The sequence below is a fragment of the Algoriphagus sp. genome, from assembly GCF_013373065.1.
In the GTDB taxonomy this organism is placed as follows: Bacteria; Bacteroidota; Bacteroidia; order Cytophagales; family Cyclobacteriaceae; genus Algoriphagus.
In genome coordinates, this window is sequence record NZ_JABXIN010000002.1 from 28,522 (window position 1) to 44,968 (window position 16,447).

Genomic DNA, 16,447 nt, shown 5'->3' on the forward strand with positions numbered 1-16,447 from the left:
TTTATAGGAAATACCGGATACCAAGTTCGTAGCCTTTCAAGCCCAAACCCGAAATCATCCCAACACAGGACTTGGAAATAATGCTTTTGTGACGAAATTCCTCTCGCTTGTAAATATTAGAAATGTGGATTTCGAGGACTGGCGTAGTTACCCCCGCAATAGCATCTGAGATCGCAACAGAAGTATGGGTATACCCCCCGGCATTGAGTAGAATTCCATCAAAATCAAAACCCACTTCATGAATTTTGTTGATCAGCTCTCCCTCTACATTACTCTGAAAATAATGGATTTCTATGGAGGGAAAACGGGTTTTTAGCTCTTCTAGAAATTCTTCAAAAGACCTACTTCCATATACTTCTGGCTCTCTTTTTCCCAACAGATTGAGATTGGGGCCGTTAATAATCTGAATTTTCAAAATTTTATTCGGTTGAGCGGATAACTTGAATCAAAGTTATAAACAAGACTGAAAAAATTGTTTTCATTTTGGGGATTTAGGGATTTTATTTTTCAGGAAGAGGGTTTATGAATTGCGTCAATTCAAATTCGTAGCTTTGCATTATGGGAGAAAGCCAAAAACGAGATATCAGAAAGCTAAGTCTCAGCGACTTGGAGGAGTTTTTTTTGGAACAGGGAGATAAAAAATTCCGAGCCAAACAAGTGTATGAATGGCTCTGGAACAAGTCCTTGAAAAACTTCGATGAGATGACTAATATCTCTCTGGCTACGCGTGAATTACTTAAAGCGCATTTTGAAATCAATCACATCCAAGTAGATCTAATGCAGCATTCTCAGGATGGTACCATTAAAAATGCCGTAAAGCTGTATGATGAAAAAATTGTCGAATCAGTCTTAATCCCAACCAACAAACGAATTACTGCCTGCGTTTCTTCCCAAGTTGGGTGCAGCTTGGATTGTAATTTTTGTGCGACAGCACGCTTGAAACGGATGCGTAATCTCAATCCTGATGAAATTTATGACCAAGTGGTTGCGATCAAAGAGGAAGCTGAAACCTACTTTCAGCGTCCTTTGACCAATATCGTTTTCATGGGAATGGGAGAACCCTTGCTTAACTATAACAATGTTCTCTCAGCCATCGAAAAAATCACCTCTCCGGAGGGGTTGGGCATGGCACCACGAAGAATTACGCTTTCCACTGTTGGAATTCCCAAAATGATTCGGAAACTGGCAGATGATGAAGTGAAGTTTAACTTGGCAATTTCCCTCCACTCAGCCATTAATGAAACTCGCTCCCGACTCATGCCCATCAACGATTCCAGTCCCTTGGAGGAGCTTGCTGAAGCATTGAAATATTGGTATCAAAAAACCAAGCGAAAAGTCACCTATGAATATGTGATTTGGGATGGGGTCAACGATGATGAACGGCATGCAAAAGCTCTGGCAAAATTTTGTAAAATCATCCCGTCCAAAGTCAACATCATTCAGTACAACCCTATCGATGAGGGAGAATTTCGTCAAGCCAAACAAGAGGCTGTCGATATGTATGTTTGGGTATTAGAACACCAAGGAATTGTTGCAAAAGTCAGAAAATCAAGAGGTCAGGATATTGATGCAGCATGTGGACAATTGGCAAACAAAAACGAAGTAGCAGAGCTAGTGAAAAATTAAGATTTTTTTAGTTTTAAATAATGAAATAAATTAGTTTGTTTACGAAAATTAAAAACTAAGCCAACGCTTCAATATGCACATTCGGAAGTATTTCTTTACCTTTTTGGCCTTATTTTTTGTCCAGAAAAGTATTTTTGCTCAAGATTTACCTTCAAAAATCCAGAACTACTTTGACACTTATCAAAAAGAAAGTCCACCGGAAAAAGTCCATTTACACTTTGACAAACACACGTACACTTCAGGAGAAGATCTTTGGTTTAGTGCTTATTTAGTTGCCGGAAGTTCTCAGATTTTATCACCCTTAAGTAAAACCCTCTATGTGGATCTATTCGACGGAGATGGACTCTTACTTGAGCAACGGATTGTCCGTTTAGAAAATGGTAGAGGAAAAGGGGATTTTTCCATTCCGATCTTTGGAAAAGCCGGGAAGTACCGGGTCAAGGCCTACACTGCCTGGATGCGAAATTTTGGGGAGGACTATTTCTTCACCAGCGATTTGATGATTATAGACGGGGCAGCAGGTAGTTTTTTGCCCCAGTTAACTTTCAGTTCCATTTCTTCCCAATCCGGAAAAGTCAGCTATCAAACAGAAATCACGGCCATAAATCAAGGTGGGAAACCGCTTTCAGGAGAGAAAATTGAAATGATTGTTTGGGGATCAGAAGAGGAAATCCATCGACAAGACCTACTCCTCAATGCAGATGGACAGGTTTCATTTTCATTCAGTATTCCTGAAGAGCCATTTGAAGGACTTCATGTGGAGCTTATTTATTTAGAAAATAGGAACTACCCAGTCAGCAAAAAAATCAGGCTTCCTTACAGCCTCTCCTTAGCAGACATTCAATTTTTGCCCGAAGGGGGAAGCTGGGTAATCGGTAAAAAAGCAAATCTAGCATTTCGTGGAGTAGCGCCAGACGGAGAACCCTTGGAGATTAAAGGTCAAATTCAAGGTGAAACCATTTCCTTTGAAAGCAATTTTGCAGGATTAGGAAAATTTGAAATCACGCCTACTAAGAAAGATTACCAAGCAGAAATAATTTCTCCCTCCACAGGAGAAAGCATAACGATTAAACTTCCAGAGCCACAGGAATCCGGGTTAGCCATGCAAGTGGTAAATAACCCACAGGCAAGTTACCTCACGGTTTTTATTCAAGGGAACACCACCCCATCTCCGCTCTTATTAGTGAGTCAGACTCGAGGAATTCTGAATTACATGATTCAGGGAAATTTAACCAATGGTGTATGGGGTGTTCGGATTCCAAAAGAAAACCTGATTCCCGGAATCAATCAGATATCCGTCTTAAATGAATCCGGAATTCCCATTTTGGAACGATTGATTTTCATTCAGCCGGAGGTGAATTTAGCCCTGGATATCAATCTCCTCGGCGAATTATCCCCTCGGAATATGCTCCAATTGGAATTAGAAAGTAAACTTCAGGATAAGCCAAGCTCCGGAACTTTTTCTTTGGCAGTCTTGGATGCAGAACAAGTTCAAGATGAAAGTGACGTCTATGGCACCATCGCCTCCAATTTCTTATTGAGTTCCGATCTAAAAGGGAAAATTCACAATCCGGGATTCTACTTTAAAAATCAAAACCCTGAAACCATCGCTGCTTTAGATTTGGTCATGCTTACCCATGGTTGGAGAAGAATTACCTGGAATGAAGTACTGGAAAATAAAATCCCGGAAGTCCAATATTTTATCGAGCGTGGAATTAATATTGAAGGGCAAGTAACAGATCAAGAAGATACTCGAAAAGGCCTTTCAGGCGGGACAATTACGGCTTTGGTTGGTGAGGGAATTGAAATTGTCTCGACGGAATTTGGACCTAACGGACGTTTTATCTTTCGGGATTTGGAGTACCAAGACTCTGCAAAGGTGACCATCACTGCTGAGGACAACCGTTTGAAGAATTTCGTAGACGTGGAAGTAGTTCGTCCCGAGCCTGTATTTACCCAAATCAAAGGTACCTATCCCAATAAGTTGGCATGGCCTCAAGCCCTAGCTGAGAGCTTTGAAGCCAGAAACTTGATGAAACAACTGAACGAAGACCCAAATTTAGTTGACTTGGAAGGAGTAACCGTAGAAGGTCAAACCATCGAAGAGGGAGAAGAAGATGTCCGAAAAATATTTGGCAGCGGAGACGTGACTCTTGATCCTGAAAAGATCCCCGCTTCTGTGGGATTCACCAATGTTTTTCAATTAATCCAAGGGAGAGTATCAGGTGTTCAAGTATTTGTAAATGGATTGGATGTCAGTGTGCAAATCCGAGGCGTAGGTTCACTGGCTTCTGGAACGGAGCCACTGTATTTATTGGATAATTTCCCAGTGGATGCTTCTACGCTATTACAGGTGAACCCAAGAGATGTGGCTAGTGTAGACGTTTTCAAAGATCCGGCAAGAGCAGCTATTTTTGGTGCACAGGGTGCCAATGGGGTCATTGCAGTTTATACCAAAACTGGAGGAGGAAGCTATCGAAGTGTGGGAGGAACTTTGGTAACCACCTATGGAGGCTATTCCATTGCACGTGAATTTTACCAACCGGATTATACTGAAAAATCAACCCAAAATGCAATCACTGATAAGAGGGCAACCATCTATTGGAATCCTTTGCTTGACATTGATAATTCAGGAAAAATAAACCTGGAGTATTTCAATTCGGATGAAGCAAAAAAACATTTGATTATTGTTGAAGGGATAGATCAAGAAGGACATTTTCTCCGTTTTTCCCGTATTTTCGAATAAGCCATTTGCTTTCCTCACCAAAGCCCTCTAATTTCTCGATATAAACGACAGATTATGAAAAAGGCTTTGGTGTTTTCTTTTTTGATGGCGCTCCTATCCTTCCCTTTGTTTAGCCAAACGCAAGAACAAGGAGATGCTCGCTTCCATGGGTTTGGAACCTATGGGCTTCGCTGGGAAGAGTTTGGTGTCGGAGCAGGAATAGAATACTTTTTCCTCGAGCATTTTGCCATCATGCCAAGCTTTACCAATTATTTCCCAAACGTAGGAAACAGAACTAATTTCAGTGCAGATTTACGGTACTACATCTCTGAAGGCATATCCCAACTATATTTCGTGGCTGGATACAGTCAAAACTGGGAGAACACTCAGCCTGGAAACCCGGGCGTAAGAAGGACATTTAACGGTGCCAATGTGGGTGTGGGTGCATATATCCGAATCGTCGATTGGGTAGGGTTGAGCACAGAATTTCGATTCCAAAGTCAAACTCCAAGAGAGGCAGGCTTTCGGGTCGGCTTAGCCTTCCCACTTTAATCATTTCTTACTGAATTCGAAGAGTTTTCGCTTTTCTTCTTTGCTCAATGCATCGTAACCCTTTTCTGCGATTTTATCCAAAATTCGGTCGATTTCTTCTTGGGAGGTTTCTCCCGATGGCTTTATGGTAGTTGCTTTTGTGCTTTGAGCCCGTCCGAAATTCCCAAATCCCCCACTTTTACTCTTGGCTTTACGATAACTAACCTTCACCTTTGAGCGGTTTGGTTTAAATAGATTTTCAAAAAACAATCCAACTTTTTGAACGGGAACTCCCCAATCAATTCCTCGACGCAATTGGGTAATGTATAAATACCCCATCAATGCTCCTCCCAAATGCGCAAGTTCGCCTCCGGCATTGGCTCCGGCAGAATTAGCGAAGGATAAAACAACGTAGAAGATCGCGATATACTTTATCCGAACTGGCCCTAGCAAAAGCAGAAAAAAGGTGGTATTAGGTGTCAAGGTTGCAGCCCCCACGACAATGGCGAATACTCCAGCACTAGCTCCCAACATCAATGATGATCCAACCGAATTGCTGAAATAGGGTGCCAAATTGTAAATCAAAACATAAAACAGGGCTCCCGCCAAACCACCTAAAATGTAAAGGTTTGCTAATTTCCTACTGCCCAAATATTGATGGATCAGCAATCCAAACCAGTACAAAAAGAGCATATTGAAGAGAATGTGGAAAAACCCTTCATGCAAAAACATATAGGTGAAAATACTCCAAGGCTGAATCAACAAACGATCCAAAGAGGCCGGCATCATAAACCAGGAAATCAGACTTCCATAGATATCTCCAAAGCCTCCAATGGTCATCAAAACTCGCATCACCATGAAACCTAACCAAACAATCAAATTGATAGCAATCAGCTTGTAAAGGCTGTTTTCCTGTTGCTTGAATGCGTTCCGAAGATTATCCCAAAAGCTGTTATACATCTTAATAAAAGCTATTTCTGTCTTTTTTCCACTTGTAAACCAAAGCAGCTCCAATGATTAAACCGCTCAAATGAGCAAAATGAGCCACATTATCCAAAGGATTATTCACAAATACGTTGTACACGGTATAAAGCCCATAAAATAGGACTAAATATTTTGCTTTGACCGGCATAGGAGGAAAAAGCAAAAAAAGTTGCGTATTTGGAAAAAGCATGGCAAAGGCAACCAAAATACCAAATAAAGCCCCCGAAGCACCCACCATCGGAATATTGGATTGAATATCCAAAATCGCAAAAAGGGTTTGTTTTGCTTGTTTCACTTTCCCAGCATCCTCTGGATTTCTGCTGAAATCATCCACAAAATCAAACACACTTCGCTCGAAAAATCCCCGATTATCCAACACAATTCGATTGAATAATTCTGGATCTGGGTTTGCATCAAAGGCTTCTACCCGACTTTCCAATTGATTGACTCGGTAGATGTTGTATCCTGAATAGAGAACCCCGGAACCGACCCCACATACCATCCATAGTGTCAGCAACTTTTTGGGACCCAGAAACTGTTCCAAAAGCGGCCCGAAAATCAAAAGACCAAACATGTTGCTGAACAAATGCCAAAAGTCAGCATGCATAAACATGTAGGTCAAAAACTGGAAGGGCTTAAAATAAGGGCTCCCTATGTAATACAAAGCAAACCACTGATCGAGCTGTGGCAAAACAAATCCACTCACCAAAAACAAGATGATGTTGATCAGAAGTAAGTTTTGTACGACGGGGGTAAGATTTCTAAACATAATTTCTATTTCCCAAAAAAGGAGTGAATGCTGCTTAAATCCAATTTTACAAAGGTTTTGTTCCCTGAAAGTCCATAATTTGGATTCTGACAGGCAAATAATTGACCGACGAGCGTTTCCATTTCCTGGTCATTGAGTTTTTGGCCCTTCTTCAAGGAAGACTTCCGCGCTAAAGATCGAGCTAGATTTTCTCTGGTTTCGAGGGAAAGTTCATTTTTGAAATTTTTGAACTGTTCAATCAGACCTTCAAAAAGCTCTTTCTCATTTCTCACTTGAATGTCAGCCGGTACTCCCTGAATGACCACTGCCTGATTTCCGAACACCGAAATCATAAAGCCCAGACTATGTAATTCCGGCATCAAGCCAGAAACCAATTCAAAATCTCCCGGACTTAATTCCACCACAGGAGGGAAAAGACTTTGCTGAGAAGGACCTTGTGCAAGTTTCAATTGCCGAAGGTAGCGCTCATACAAAATCCGCTCATGAGCAGCTTGCTGATCCACAATCAGTAAGCCTGTAGACATCTGCGCTACAATGTAATTGTTTTCTACTTGAAAAGTCGTTCCGGTATTTTCCAGCTGCTCCGAAGCTAATAGCTTCCCTTCCCCTTCTGAATTGGCTTTAGATGGAAAGGTCAGGATTTCGGAGGAAGTATCTTCTTCTTTTCGTTCAATTTCTATGGGACGCTGAACTCCCTCAAATAGCTTTTCCCATCCGGAAGGATTTGCCTTTTTTAATTCTGGAGTATTGAAGGTCTTATAGCTATACTCCCGATCTACTGCAGATTTGTTTGAAGGATCCTGATCCCATTTATCCCTGAAATTCACATCCACACTGAAGTCCAATGCAGGAACTACATGATGAGCACCCAAAGCTTGTTTCACTGCCGCTCGGACCACAGCATAAACGGTCCGCTCATCATCAAACTTGATTTCGGTTTTGGTTGGATGCACATTGATGTCAATATGAGATGGATCTATTTCTAGAAAAAGTACATAAAAAGGATGCTGATCCGGCTGAATCAAGCCTTCAAAGGCAGTGGAAACGGCATGGTTTAAATAGCTGCTTTTTATAAAGCGGTTATTGACAAAAAAGAACTGCTCCCCTCGTGTCTTTTTCGCAGACTCAGGCTTACCGATATATCCTTTGACATTGACATGCGGTGTAAGTTCCTCACAGGGCACTAATTGGGATTGATAATTTTTTCCAAAAAGGCCCACGATTCGTTGACTCAATTTTCCGGCATGGAGCTGAAAAATCTCCATGTCATTTTGCCTCAAGGAGAAAGAGATTTCGGAATAAGACAAGGCCACCCGTTGAAATTCTTCCACGATATGGCGCATTTCTACCGGGTTGGATTTCAGGAAATTCCGCCGGGCAGGCACATTGAAAAAAAGATTTTTCATCGCCACAGAGGTTCCCTGACTTGTCGCTATCGGTTCTTGATTTTTGACCTCAGAACCTTCAATTTGGATGAATGTACCCAATTCATCATCAGCACGTTTGGTCTTCAGTTCAACCTGGGCCACCGCTGCAATAGAGGCCAAGGCCTCTCCACGAAAACCAAATGTTCGGATTGAGAAAAGGTCTTCACTGGTTCGGATTTTACTGGTAGCGTGCCGTTCAAATGCCATCATCGCATCTGTGGAGGTCATTCCTTTTCCGTTATCGATTACTTGGATGAGTTGCTTTCCGGCCTCCTTCACAACCACCTGAACTTTTGTAGCGCCTGCATCAACCGCATTTTCCAACAATTCTTTCAAAGCAGAAGCAGGACGCTGAACCACCTCCCCCGCAGCAATTTGATTGGCGATGGAGTCCGGTAATAGCTGAATCAAATCGCTCATCGTTTTGCTTTGGATTTAAGCTTGGTGAAAAAATAAACTCCTGCGATGAGGACCATGATGTAGAGTAAATATTCAAAAATAACTGGACCAATGTAGATGTAACCAGCCAAACCTCCTACCAAAATCAAGAAAATGAGGGTTCGAAGCATAGCCGTTGAAGCAAGAATACTCCCTCCCCGAGGACGAATTCCCTGATGTTGGGAAAATGCCCCCCGTATCCCCGTTTCGTAATGTTTTAGTCGGTCATCTTCACTGATTTCCCCACCCAATTTCCCCTCAGCTTCCAATTCTTTCTTAATTCGAGAAGTACGCTGTTCCAGTTCTTCTTTTACTGGATCATAATAGCGGGGCTTGATATCAAACCGACTGGGACTAGCTGTACGAAAGATGGAAGGGAACTTCATTTTATTTAATTATTTGGCTCAAGTGCCTGAATTTCGGAGTTGAAAATTCGTTTTAACCGACAATCAAATTTATAAGATTTTAAACTCTTAAAGTTGGCGATTGTTGAGGGGTGTTTATTATCTTCAATGTCAAGATTCCCTGAAGGAGTTCCATTTGGGTCTTTTTTGAAGAAGTTTAACACTTCAACTGCTACATGCAAGGGTAGGCCATACAAATTTAATTTTAAAATCAAGGATAAAAAATCTATTCAGCATGCGGAATTGGCTTTGGAAAATAGCTAGTCTGAGTATCATCGTCCTCTTTTTCACTTCTCCATCGACGGGTCTAAACTCCCTTACTTTGGAACGGGATTTTGAACCTGAAAACATGGATATGCTCAATTGGGTGGATTCTGTTTTCAACAACCTGAATGAAGAAGAACGACTGGGACAGCTTTTCATGGTTGCCGCCTATTCCAACAAAGATCAAAATCATGTCAATGAGATTACCAACCTGATTGAAAAGGAAAATTTGGGTGGCTTGATATTCTTTCAAGGTGGCCCTATCCGGCAGGCGCGCCTGACAAATTATTACCAGTCTAAAGCTAAAACCCCTTTGTTTCTAGCCATGGATGCCGAATGGGGAATTGGGATGCGGTTTGATTCTATTCCGGATTTTCCCAAAGCCATGACTTTAGGAGCCATTCCTGATACCCAACTTATCTATGAAATGGGCAAAGAAATGGCCCGCCAATTCAAGGAATTAGGGATGCACATCAATTTTGCTCCAGTCGTAGATGTCAATTCCAATCCGGACAATCCCGTCATTGGCTATCGCTCGTTTGGTGAAAATCCTCAAGCAGTGGCAGCCCGGTCTGTTGCTTACATGAAGGGACTTCAGGATCATGGTATCATTGCAAACGCAAAACACTTTCCGGGACACGGAGACACCGAAGCGGACAGTCATTATTCCTTACCCTTAATCCGTCATCCTGAACAGCGAATCTGGGAAGTTGATCTCTACCCCTACCAAGAGCTTTTTAAGGAAAACCTGAAATCAGTCATGGTTGCCCATCTCAATATTCCGAGTTTGGAAGATTCGGGGAATAAACCAACCAGTTTGAGCAAAAAGGTTGTCACAGACCTGCTGCAAAAGCAAATGAACTTCAAGGGTCTGATATTCACAGATGCCTTGAATATGCAGGGAGTTACCAAATTTTATGGTCCCGGTGAAGTTGACTTGCAGGCCCTCCTGGCGGGCAATGATGTATTGCTCTATTCTCAAAACGTATCCAAAGCTAAAACCCTCATTCGCGAGGCGGTGGCTGATGGAAAAATTGAACAATCAGAAATTGATCGACGCGTCAAAAAAATATTAAAGGCTAAATATGAAGTAGGGCTAAACCGGTACCAGCCCTTGGAACTGGAGGGGCTTTATGAGAGGCTTGTCACGCCTGAAAATGAAGAAATCCGAGAAAGGCTTTATGCCGCTGCACTGACTGTTGCTTCCAACAAAAATGGGCTTCTTCCCTTCAAACAACTGGACACCAAACGATTTGCAAGTCTAAGCATAGGCGGAAAGGGAGAGGATTTTCAAAAAACCTTATCAAAATATGCCCAATTTGAGCACTTCACCATTTCCAAAGCTGCCAGTGAGTCAGAACACTACAATCTGATGAAAAAATTGGAAGACTTTGATGTGGTGGTTGTCGGCTTGCAAGGGATTACGAATAGTCCTAGGCGGGCATTTGGAATTGCTCCTGGAGATGTGGCTTTACTTCGAAAATTACAGGAGCGACAAGAGCTCGTCACGGTTTTATTCGGAAATGCATACGCAACCCGCTTTTTGGAAGGTTTAGACCATGTAGTAATTGCTTATGAAGACAATTACCTTACTCAGCAGCTAAGCCCTCAAATCCTTTTTGGAGGCCGTCCTGCGATGGGGATTTTACCGGTAAGCACAGGTACCCAATTCACCTACGGCGTCGGTGGTTTTTTAAGTGGCCTCAATCGTCTTTCCTATGGATCACCTGAAAGCGTAGGTTTGGACAGTAAAATTCTCGATCGGATCGATGAAGTTGCCGAAAAAGCCATTAAAATTCAGGCAACGCCTGGAGCCAATGTCCTTGTCGTAAAAGATGGAAAAGTAGTCTTTGAGCGATCCTATGGGAAATTAGAATACAGGAACAGTCCCAAAGTAAATTCTGAAACCGTCTACGATTTGGCTTCCATCACCAAAGTATTAGCGACAACCCAAGCTGTTATGTTTTTGGAAAGCCGAGGTGAATTGGATATGAATAAGACCTTGGGCGATTACCTTCCCGAACTTCAAGGTACCAACAAGGAAAATTTGGCACTCAAGGATGTCATGGCGCACGAAGCAGGTTTGAAGGCCTTTATCCCGCATTATGTCAATACGGTAGAGTCAGGACAATGGCGATCTGACTATTACCAACCTTCTTCCAGTCCGGGATTTACCCGCCCGGTCTCCAATGAGATGTATGCAAATGATGCCCTTCGAGACAGCATTTGGCAATGGACGGTAGAATCAGAACTCTTACCAAAGAGAGGTGGCAGGAACCGCTACGTTTATTCTGACCTGACCATGTATTTTATGCAGGCAGTCGTTGAACGCATCGTTAATCAACCCTTAGATGAATTTTTAGATCAAAATTTCTATCAGCCCTTAGGACTGTACACGCTGACCTTCAAGCCCTTTGAAAAAATGCCCTTAGACAATATCGCTCCTACCGAAAATGATGTGGCTTTCAGAAAGCGACAAATCCGTGGCTATGTCCATGATCCGGGAGCCGCCATGTATGGAGGGGTGGCAGGCCATGCCGGACTTTTTGGAAAGGCGAATGATTTAGCTGTCATGATGCAGATGATGCTCAATATGGGGTATTATGGAGATGTAAGCCTTTTGAAACCTGGAACTGTCAGAGAATTCACCAAACGCCAATCCACACAAAGCCGAAGAGGCTGGGGCTGGGATAAACCTGAACCTGAACCCGATAAGGGTGGTTCTGCTGGAAAGCTCGCTCCCAAATCCACCTTCGGCCACACTGGATTTACAGGGACCTGTGTTTGGGCAGATCCTGAGAATAATTTGATTTATGTATTTCTATCCAACAGAGTCTATCCAGAGGCGGAAAACCGAAAATTACTCAGTGAAGAAATCCGTACCCAAATTCATGATATTATTTATGAGGCCATGGCCACAAAAAACAAATAAATAACCCGGATGGAAAATCGGGGTTATTTATCTTCATTTTCTACTTAACCAAAATCAACTCTTCCTGCGGCTGAATTAAGTATTCAGCTCCATTTTCTCCCACAACTGCCATTTCTTCCACTGAAATTGTCTTGGTCGTGCCATCTGCCCGCTTCCAAGCATGAAATCCATCAAATGCGAAGACCATTCCTTTTTTCAACTCCTTTTGGGCAGCAGGTCGTATGCTGGGTGCCTGAGACCCTCCCAAATTAGGCCCTACATCGTGCGCTACGTAACCGACTGGATGTCCCGTACTCCACATGACATACTCTGAACCGGCCTTCTCCATTAGTTCACGCTGTGCCCGGTCCACTTCTACTCCTTTCACTCCGGGCTTCATCGCTGCCAATGCTGCCCGCGAACCCGCCTTTCCATGCTCCCAATACTGTTGGATATCGGCTGGTGCTACACTTTCTCCTTCTTTCAAAACATAGGCAAAGCGCTGTATATCGCTCACCCAAATATCATAGAGCTTCACCCCAAAATCGATCTGAATTACATCGCCTGGCATGATGATTTTATCAGTAGCATGGGAATGTCCTCGGTCAGGCCCGGAATTTACATTGGGATTTTGATCGGGATGCCAAGCATCAGTTACTCCATATTCAGCCATTTTTTCCTTTAAAAATTTGGCTACGTCTGCGTCTGTTGTTTTTCCGGGTTCAATCATGGCATAGGCCTCATATTGAAAATCGGAAGCCAACTGCGCCGCCTGTCTCATGATTTCTACTTCCGCCGGAAGTTTGATCGATAGCCATTCATAAACCAATTCGGTTGCAGAAACCAATTTTGAAGAAGTTTCTCCCAATAAGGATTCTAGCTCTTCTCGTTGTGAAAAAGACATTCCATCTGCCAAGGAATTCGAAGTTGACGAATTGATAGCTATCTGTTGAAAATTTTTGGACTTGATAAACTCTGCAGCTTGGGCTACAGCAGATGTTCCTCTGGGTACCCGAACCACTTCATCATGGATATCCAACTCATCCAAAGCAGTCGCTTCTCCATCAGGGGAAAACACCAAGGAATGAAAGCCCGAATCATCGATATAAAATAGAAAAGCTGCAGTTCCTCCAGCATTTTCACCCCCCACATGAATCGCAAGGGGGTCATTATTATTTTCCCGGCAAATTGTCAGCCAGCAATCTACCTGTGCTGCTTTCATAGCCTCAGGGAGAAGTTGAGATATTCGTTGTTTTCGGATTTCAGGCCATGGATTCGAGGACCAATCCGGTTTGGAGGTGGAAACGCTTTCTACTGGAGTATTTTGTGTACATCCAATAATGAAAAAGGCAAGGATTACAGGGATTAATTTTAAGTTTTGATACATAATCTATTCTATTTGAAAAGTTAAAATAAAGAACATCCTTCCAGCTTTAAAAACTATTTTTCAAATAGTAAATTGATCTTCAGAAGACTGGTTTTCAGCAGTATCCCAAAAAATAGAAATTTTAATTATCCTCGATTTATCGATTAATTCCCCTTATTTTGAACAAAACTTAGGCTTATGTGTGTTTACAACGCTGAAAGTCGATAGGTACTCAAGAAACTATGAGAATTGGAATCGTTTGCTATCCAACCTTTGGAGGTAGTGGGGTAGTTGCCACAGAATTGGGAATAGGTCTGGCTAAAGTTGGCCATGAAATTCACTTTATCACCTATCGGCAACCCACCCGATTAGATTTTTTCAGTGAGAATCTTTACTACCATGAAGTAGATATCAAAAGCTATCCGCTTTTTGAACATGCTCCCTACGAACTAGCCCTTGCCAGCAAGATGGTATCAGTTGTGAAGTATGAACGTCTAGATCTACTTCATGTCCACTATGCGATCCCTCATGCCTCTGCTGCCTACATGGCAAAAAAGATCCTAGCGGAAGAAAACATCCATATTCCAATCGTGACTACACTACACGGTACGGACATTACTTTGGTAGGAAAAGATCCTAGCTATGAACCTGTGGTGACCTTCAGTATCAATCATTCCGATGGAGTTACGGCGGTTTCTCAGGATTTGAAAAATGAGACTTATAAATATTTTGGAGTAAAGCGGGATATCGAAGTGATTCCAAACTTCATTGATCTGAACCGTTTCAAAAAACAAAAAAAGGAGCACTTCAAATTGGCAATTTGCCCCAACGGAGAAAAGCTTTTAGTCCATACTTCCAACTTCCGAAAAGTAAAGCGCGTAGAGGATGTAGTGAGAGTGTTTTACGAAGTACGTAAAGAAATCCCTGCCAAACTTCTACTTGTAGGAGATGGCCCAGAGCGTGACCGAATGGAACGGCTTTGCCGTGAATTAGGTACTTGTGATGATGTTCGATTCCTAGGAAAATTAGATGCTGTCGAAGAAGTACTCTCAGTATCAGACTTGTTTATTATGCCTTCTGAAAAGGAAAGTTTCGGACTAGCTGCCTTAGAAGCGATGGCATGCGAAGTTCCGATTTTGACTTCCAATGCGGGAGGTATTCCTGAATTGAATGTCAATGGAAAAACCGGTTTTGTCTGTGAGGTGGGAGATATTGATGATATGAAAAATAAGGCTTTGACTATCTTAGCTGATGAAAACCTTCCGACTTTCAAAGCTAATGCGTTGGCAAGAGCAAAGGAGTTTGATATTTCCAATATTTTGCCGCTTTATGAAAAATACTATCAGGAAACGATAGAAAAATCACTTGAAAAGGTTCAATAAATTGATTTTCACTTAAAATGTGACAAAAATCAATGGCAAGTAGAATTTCTAATCTTTAATTTCGCGTTCGATTTAAGTCAACCATATCGATATCATAAACTACCATGAAAAAAATAGGAAGACTGGACCGCCCGGATAATTTTGGATCAGCCAAAATGTTTGAAAATCCGATCTTGGAACGGATTTCCAGAACTCATATTCTGGTACCAATCACGATGTTTTTTGTGTTTGCAGGTGTGTCCCTCTATTACGGAATCACAACGACGACCATCTCTTGGTCGATGGCAATCGCCTTATTTTTAATCGGATATATTGCTTTCACATTTGTAGAATACATGATGCACAAGCATTTTTTCCATATGGAGCCAGATACTCCTATCAAAGACAAACTACAATACACCGTACATGGTGTTCATCATGATTACCCAAAAGATAAAGATCGTCTGGCCATGCCTCCTTTTGTGAGTGCGGCCTACGCTGCCATTTTCTATTTGGTCTTTAAATTGATCATGGGAGACTATGCGTTCTATTTCTTGCCGGGTTTCCTGATTGGCTATGCAAGTTATTTGGGAGTGCATTACATCGTTCATGCGTTTAATCCTCCTAAGAACTTCCTAAAAATATTGTGGGTGAATCATGCAATTCACCATTATAAAGATCCAGATGTTGCTTTCGGAGTAAGTACTCCGCTGTGGGACTTTATTTTGGGTACCCTTCCTAAAAAAGACTAAAATCAAACCTCCCCTTCGGGAGGTTTTTTATTTTTGAATCAATGAAAACAATTTCAATTATTGGACTGGGTTGGATCGGACTACCACTGGGCAAAAAGCTCATTGAAAAAGACTATACTGTCTTGGGAAGTACCACCTCCGAAGAGAAGGCTGAGCAACTTCAAAAGGAAGGAATTCCGGCAGTTTACTTTTCACTGAACCCCTATCCGTCGGGTAAAGCATTTCAGAAGCTTTTTCAATCGGAAATCTTAATCCTCAATATTCCTCCAAAAAGCAGGACAGATGGAGGTGAAAATTATTTGGAACAACTAAAGTTTCTCAAGGGTCTTATTTCGAATTCTAAAATTCAAAAAGTCCTGTATGTAAGTTCGACTGGCGTCTATCCCAATCAAAATCGAGAAGATGAATACCTAGAGGATGAACCTATCTTTTCAGAATCTGCAGGTAATGTTGCCCTCTGGAAAGCCGAACAGTATCTGAAAGAAAAGCTATCCCAAGACCTGACTATTCTACGCTTTGGGGGATTACTCGGAGATGATCGGATTCCGGGTAAGTATTTTGCAGGAAAGGAACATGTAATCGGACATACCCGGGTCAATTTCATTCATAGAATTGATGCTGTTCGGATGATGGTACACGTACTGGAAAATGAACTTTGGAACGAAACTTTCAATGGTGTAGCACCTCTTCATCCCACACGGAGAGAGATTTATGAAAAAAATGCCGCCGAATTGGGTATTAGTCTTCCAGCGAGTTTTACCAATCCCGAAAATGAAGGACAAAGAATCATCTCTTCGAAGAAAATACTCCAAACCGGATTTGAATTTTCTTATCCCAATCCATTAAGCTTCTCCTACTATACCAACGAAAGTTGAAGCCATTTTTTTGT

The 16,447-nt window shown here is 42.0% G+C and carries 13 protein-coding genes; 7 read left to right on the forward strand and 6 right to left on the reverse strand.

Annotated features, from left to right (window positions below; genetic code table 11):
- Position 1 precedes the first annotated feature (1 nt).
- The gene (aroQ, locus tag HWE15_RS01400; RefSeq protein ID WP_290505708.1) at positions 2 to 415 is read right to left on the reverse strand and encodes a type II 3-dehydroquinate dehydratase; all 414 of its coding nucleotides are present in this window, start codon (positions 413 to 415) and stop codon (positions 2 to 4) included.
- Between the two features lie 143 nt (positions 416 to 558).
- On the opposite strand from aroQ, the gene rlmN reads away from it, so the two are divergent.
- The 3 genes from rlmN (at position 559) to HWE15_RS01415 (ending at position 4,903) form a co-directional block, all read left to right on the forward strand.
- Positions 559 to 1,626 (forward strand): 23S rRNA (adenine(2503)-C(2))-methyltransferase RlmN, encoded by a 1,068-nt coding sequence (rlmN, locus tag HWE15_RS01405; protein ID WP_290505709.1) that lies wholly within the window; start codon positions 559 to 561, stop codon positions 1,624 to 1,626.
- 73 nt (positions 1,627 to 1,699) lie between these two features.
- Positions 1,700 to 4,372, forward strand: a complete 2,673-nt coding sequence (locus HWE15_RS01410) for a TonB-dependent receptor plug domain-containing protein (RefSeq protein WP_290505710.1) — start codon at positions 1,700 to 1,702, stop codon at positions 4,370 to 4,372.
- Between the two features lie 54 nt (positions 4,373 to 4,426).
- Positions 4,427 to 4,903: a hypothetical protein gene (locus tag HWE15_RS01415; protein WP_290505711.1), complete on the forward strand. Its 477-nt coding sequence runs from the start codon at positions 4,427 to 4,429 to the stop codon at positions 4,901 to 4,903.
- Here the strand turns inward: HWE15_RS01415 and HWE15_RS01420 are convergent, their stop codons facing one another.
- From HWE15_RS01420 to HWE15_RS01435, 4 genes are read right to left on the reverse strand one after another with little or no spacing between them, the layout of a single operon-like run.
- Positions 4,904 to 5,842, reverse strand: coding sequence for a rhomboid family intramembrane serine protease (locus tag HWE15_RS01420; protein WP_290505712.1), 939 nt, complete (start codon positions 5,840 to 5,842; stop codon positions 4,904 to 4,906).
- Position 5,843: 1 nt separating this feature from the next.
- Positions 5,844 to 6,635: a rhomboid family intramembrane serine protease gene (locus HWE15_RS01425; protein WP_290505713.1), complete on the reverse strand. Its 792-nt coding sequence runs from the start codon at positions 6,633 to 6,635 to the stop codon at positions 5,844 to 5,846.
- Between the two features lie 5 nt (positions 6,636 to 6,640).
- On the reverse strand, positions 6,641 to 8,482 hold the full coding sequence (mutL, locus tag HWE15_RS01430) for a DNA mismatch repair endonuclease MutL (protein ID WP_290505714.1): 1,842 nt from the start codon (positions 8,480 to 8,482) through the stop codon (positions 6,641 to 6,643).
- Positions 8,479 to 8,886: a hypothetical protein gene (locus HWE15_RS01435; protein ID WP_290505715.1), complete on the reverse strand. Its 408-nt coding sequence runs from the start codon at positions 8,884 to 8,886 to the stop codon at positions 8,479 to 8,481. The genes mutL and HWE15_RS01435 overlap by 4 nt, the downstream gene beginning before the upstream one ends.
- A gap of 253 nt (positions 8,887 to 9,139) precedes the next feature.
- Here HWE15_RS01435 and HWE15_RS01440 point away from each other — a divergent pair, with 253 nt between their 5' ends.
- Positions 9,140 to 12,100, forward strand: coding sequence for a glycoside hydrolase family 3 N-terminal domain-containing protein (locus HWE15_RS01440; protein ID WP_290505716.1), 2,961 nt, complete (start codon positions 9,140 to 9,142; stop codon positions 12,098 to 12,100).
- Positions 12,101 to 12,140: 40 nt separating this feature from the next.
- Here HWE15_RS01440 and HWE15_RS01445 read toward each other — a convergent pair whose 3' ends face one another.
- Entirely contained in the window at positions 12,141 to 13,466 is a 1,326-nt protein-coding gene (locus tag HWE15_RS01445) for a Xaa-Pro peptidase family protein (protein ID WP_290505717.1), read from the reverse strand.
- A 221-nt stretch (positions 13,467 to 13,687) separates the two neighbouring features.
- On the opposite strand from HWE15_RS01445, the gene bshA reads away from it, so the two are divergent.
- The 3 genes from bshA (at position 13,688) to HWE15_RS01460 (ending at position 16,433) form a co-directional block, all read left to right on the forward strand.
- Complete coding sequence (bshA, locus tag HWE15_RS01450) at positions 13,688 to 14,827, forward strand: N-acetyl-alpha-D-glucosaminyl L-malate synthase BshA (protein ID WP_290505718.1); 1,140 nt, start codon at positions 13,688 to 13,690, stop codon at positions 14,825 to 14,827.
- Positions 14,828 to 14,931: 104 nt separating this feature from the next.
- On the forward strand, positions 14,932 to 15,558 hold the full coding sequence (locus HWE15_RS01455; RefSeq protein ID WP_290505719.1) for a sterol desaturase family protein: 627 nt from the start codon (positions 14,932 to 14,934) through the stop codon (positions 15,556 to 15,558).
- Between the two features lie 41 nt (positions 15,559 to 15,599).
- Positions 15,600 to 16,433, forward strand: a complete 834-nt coding sequence (locus HWE15_RS01460; protein ID WP_290505720.1) for an NAD(P)-binding domain-containing protein — start codon at positions 15,600 to 15,602, stop codon at positions 16,431 to 16,433.
- Positions 16,434 to 16,447: the final 14 nt, after the last annotated feature.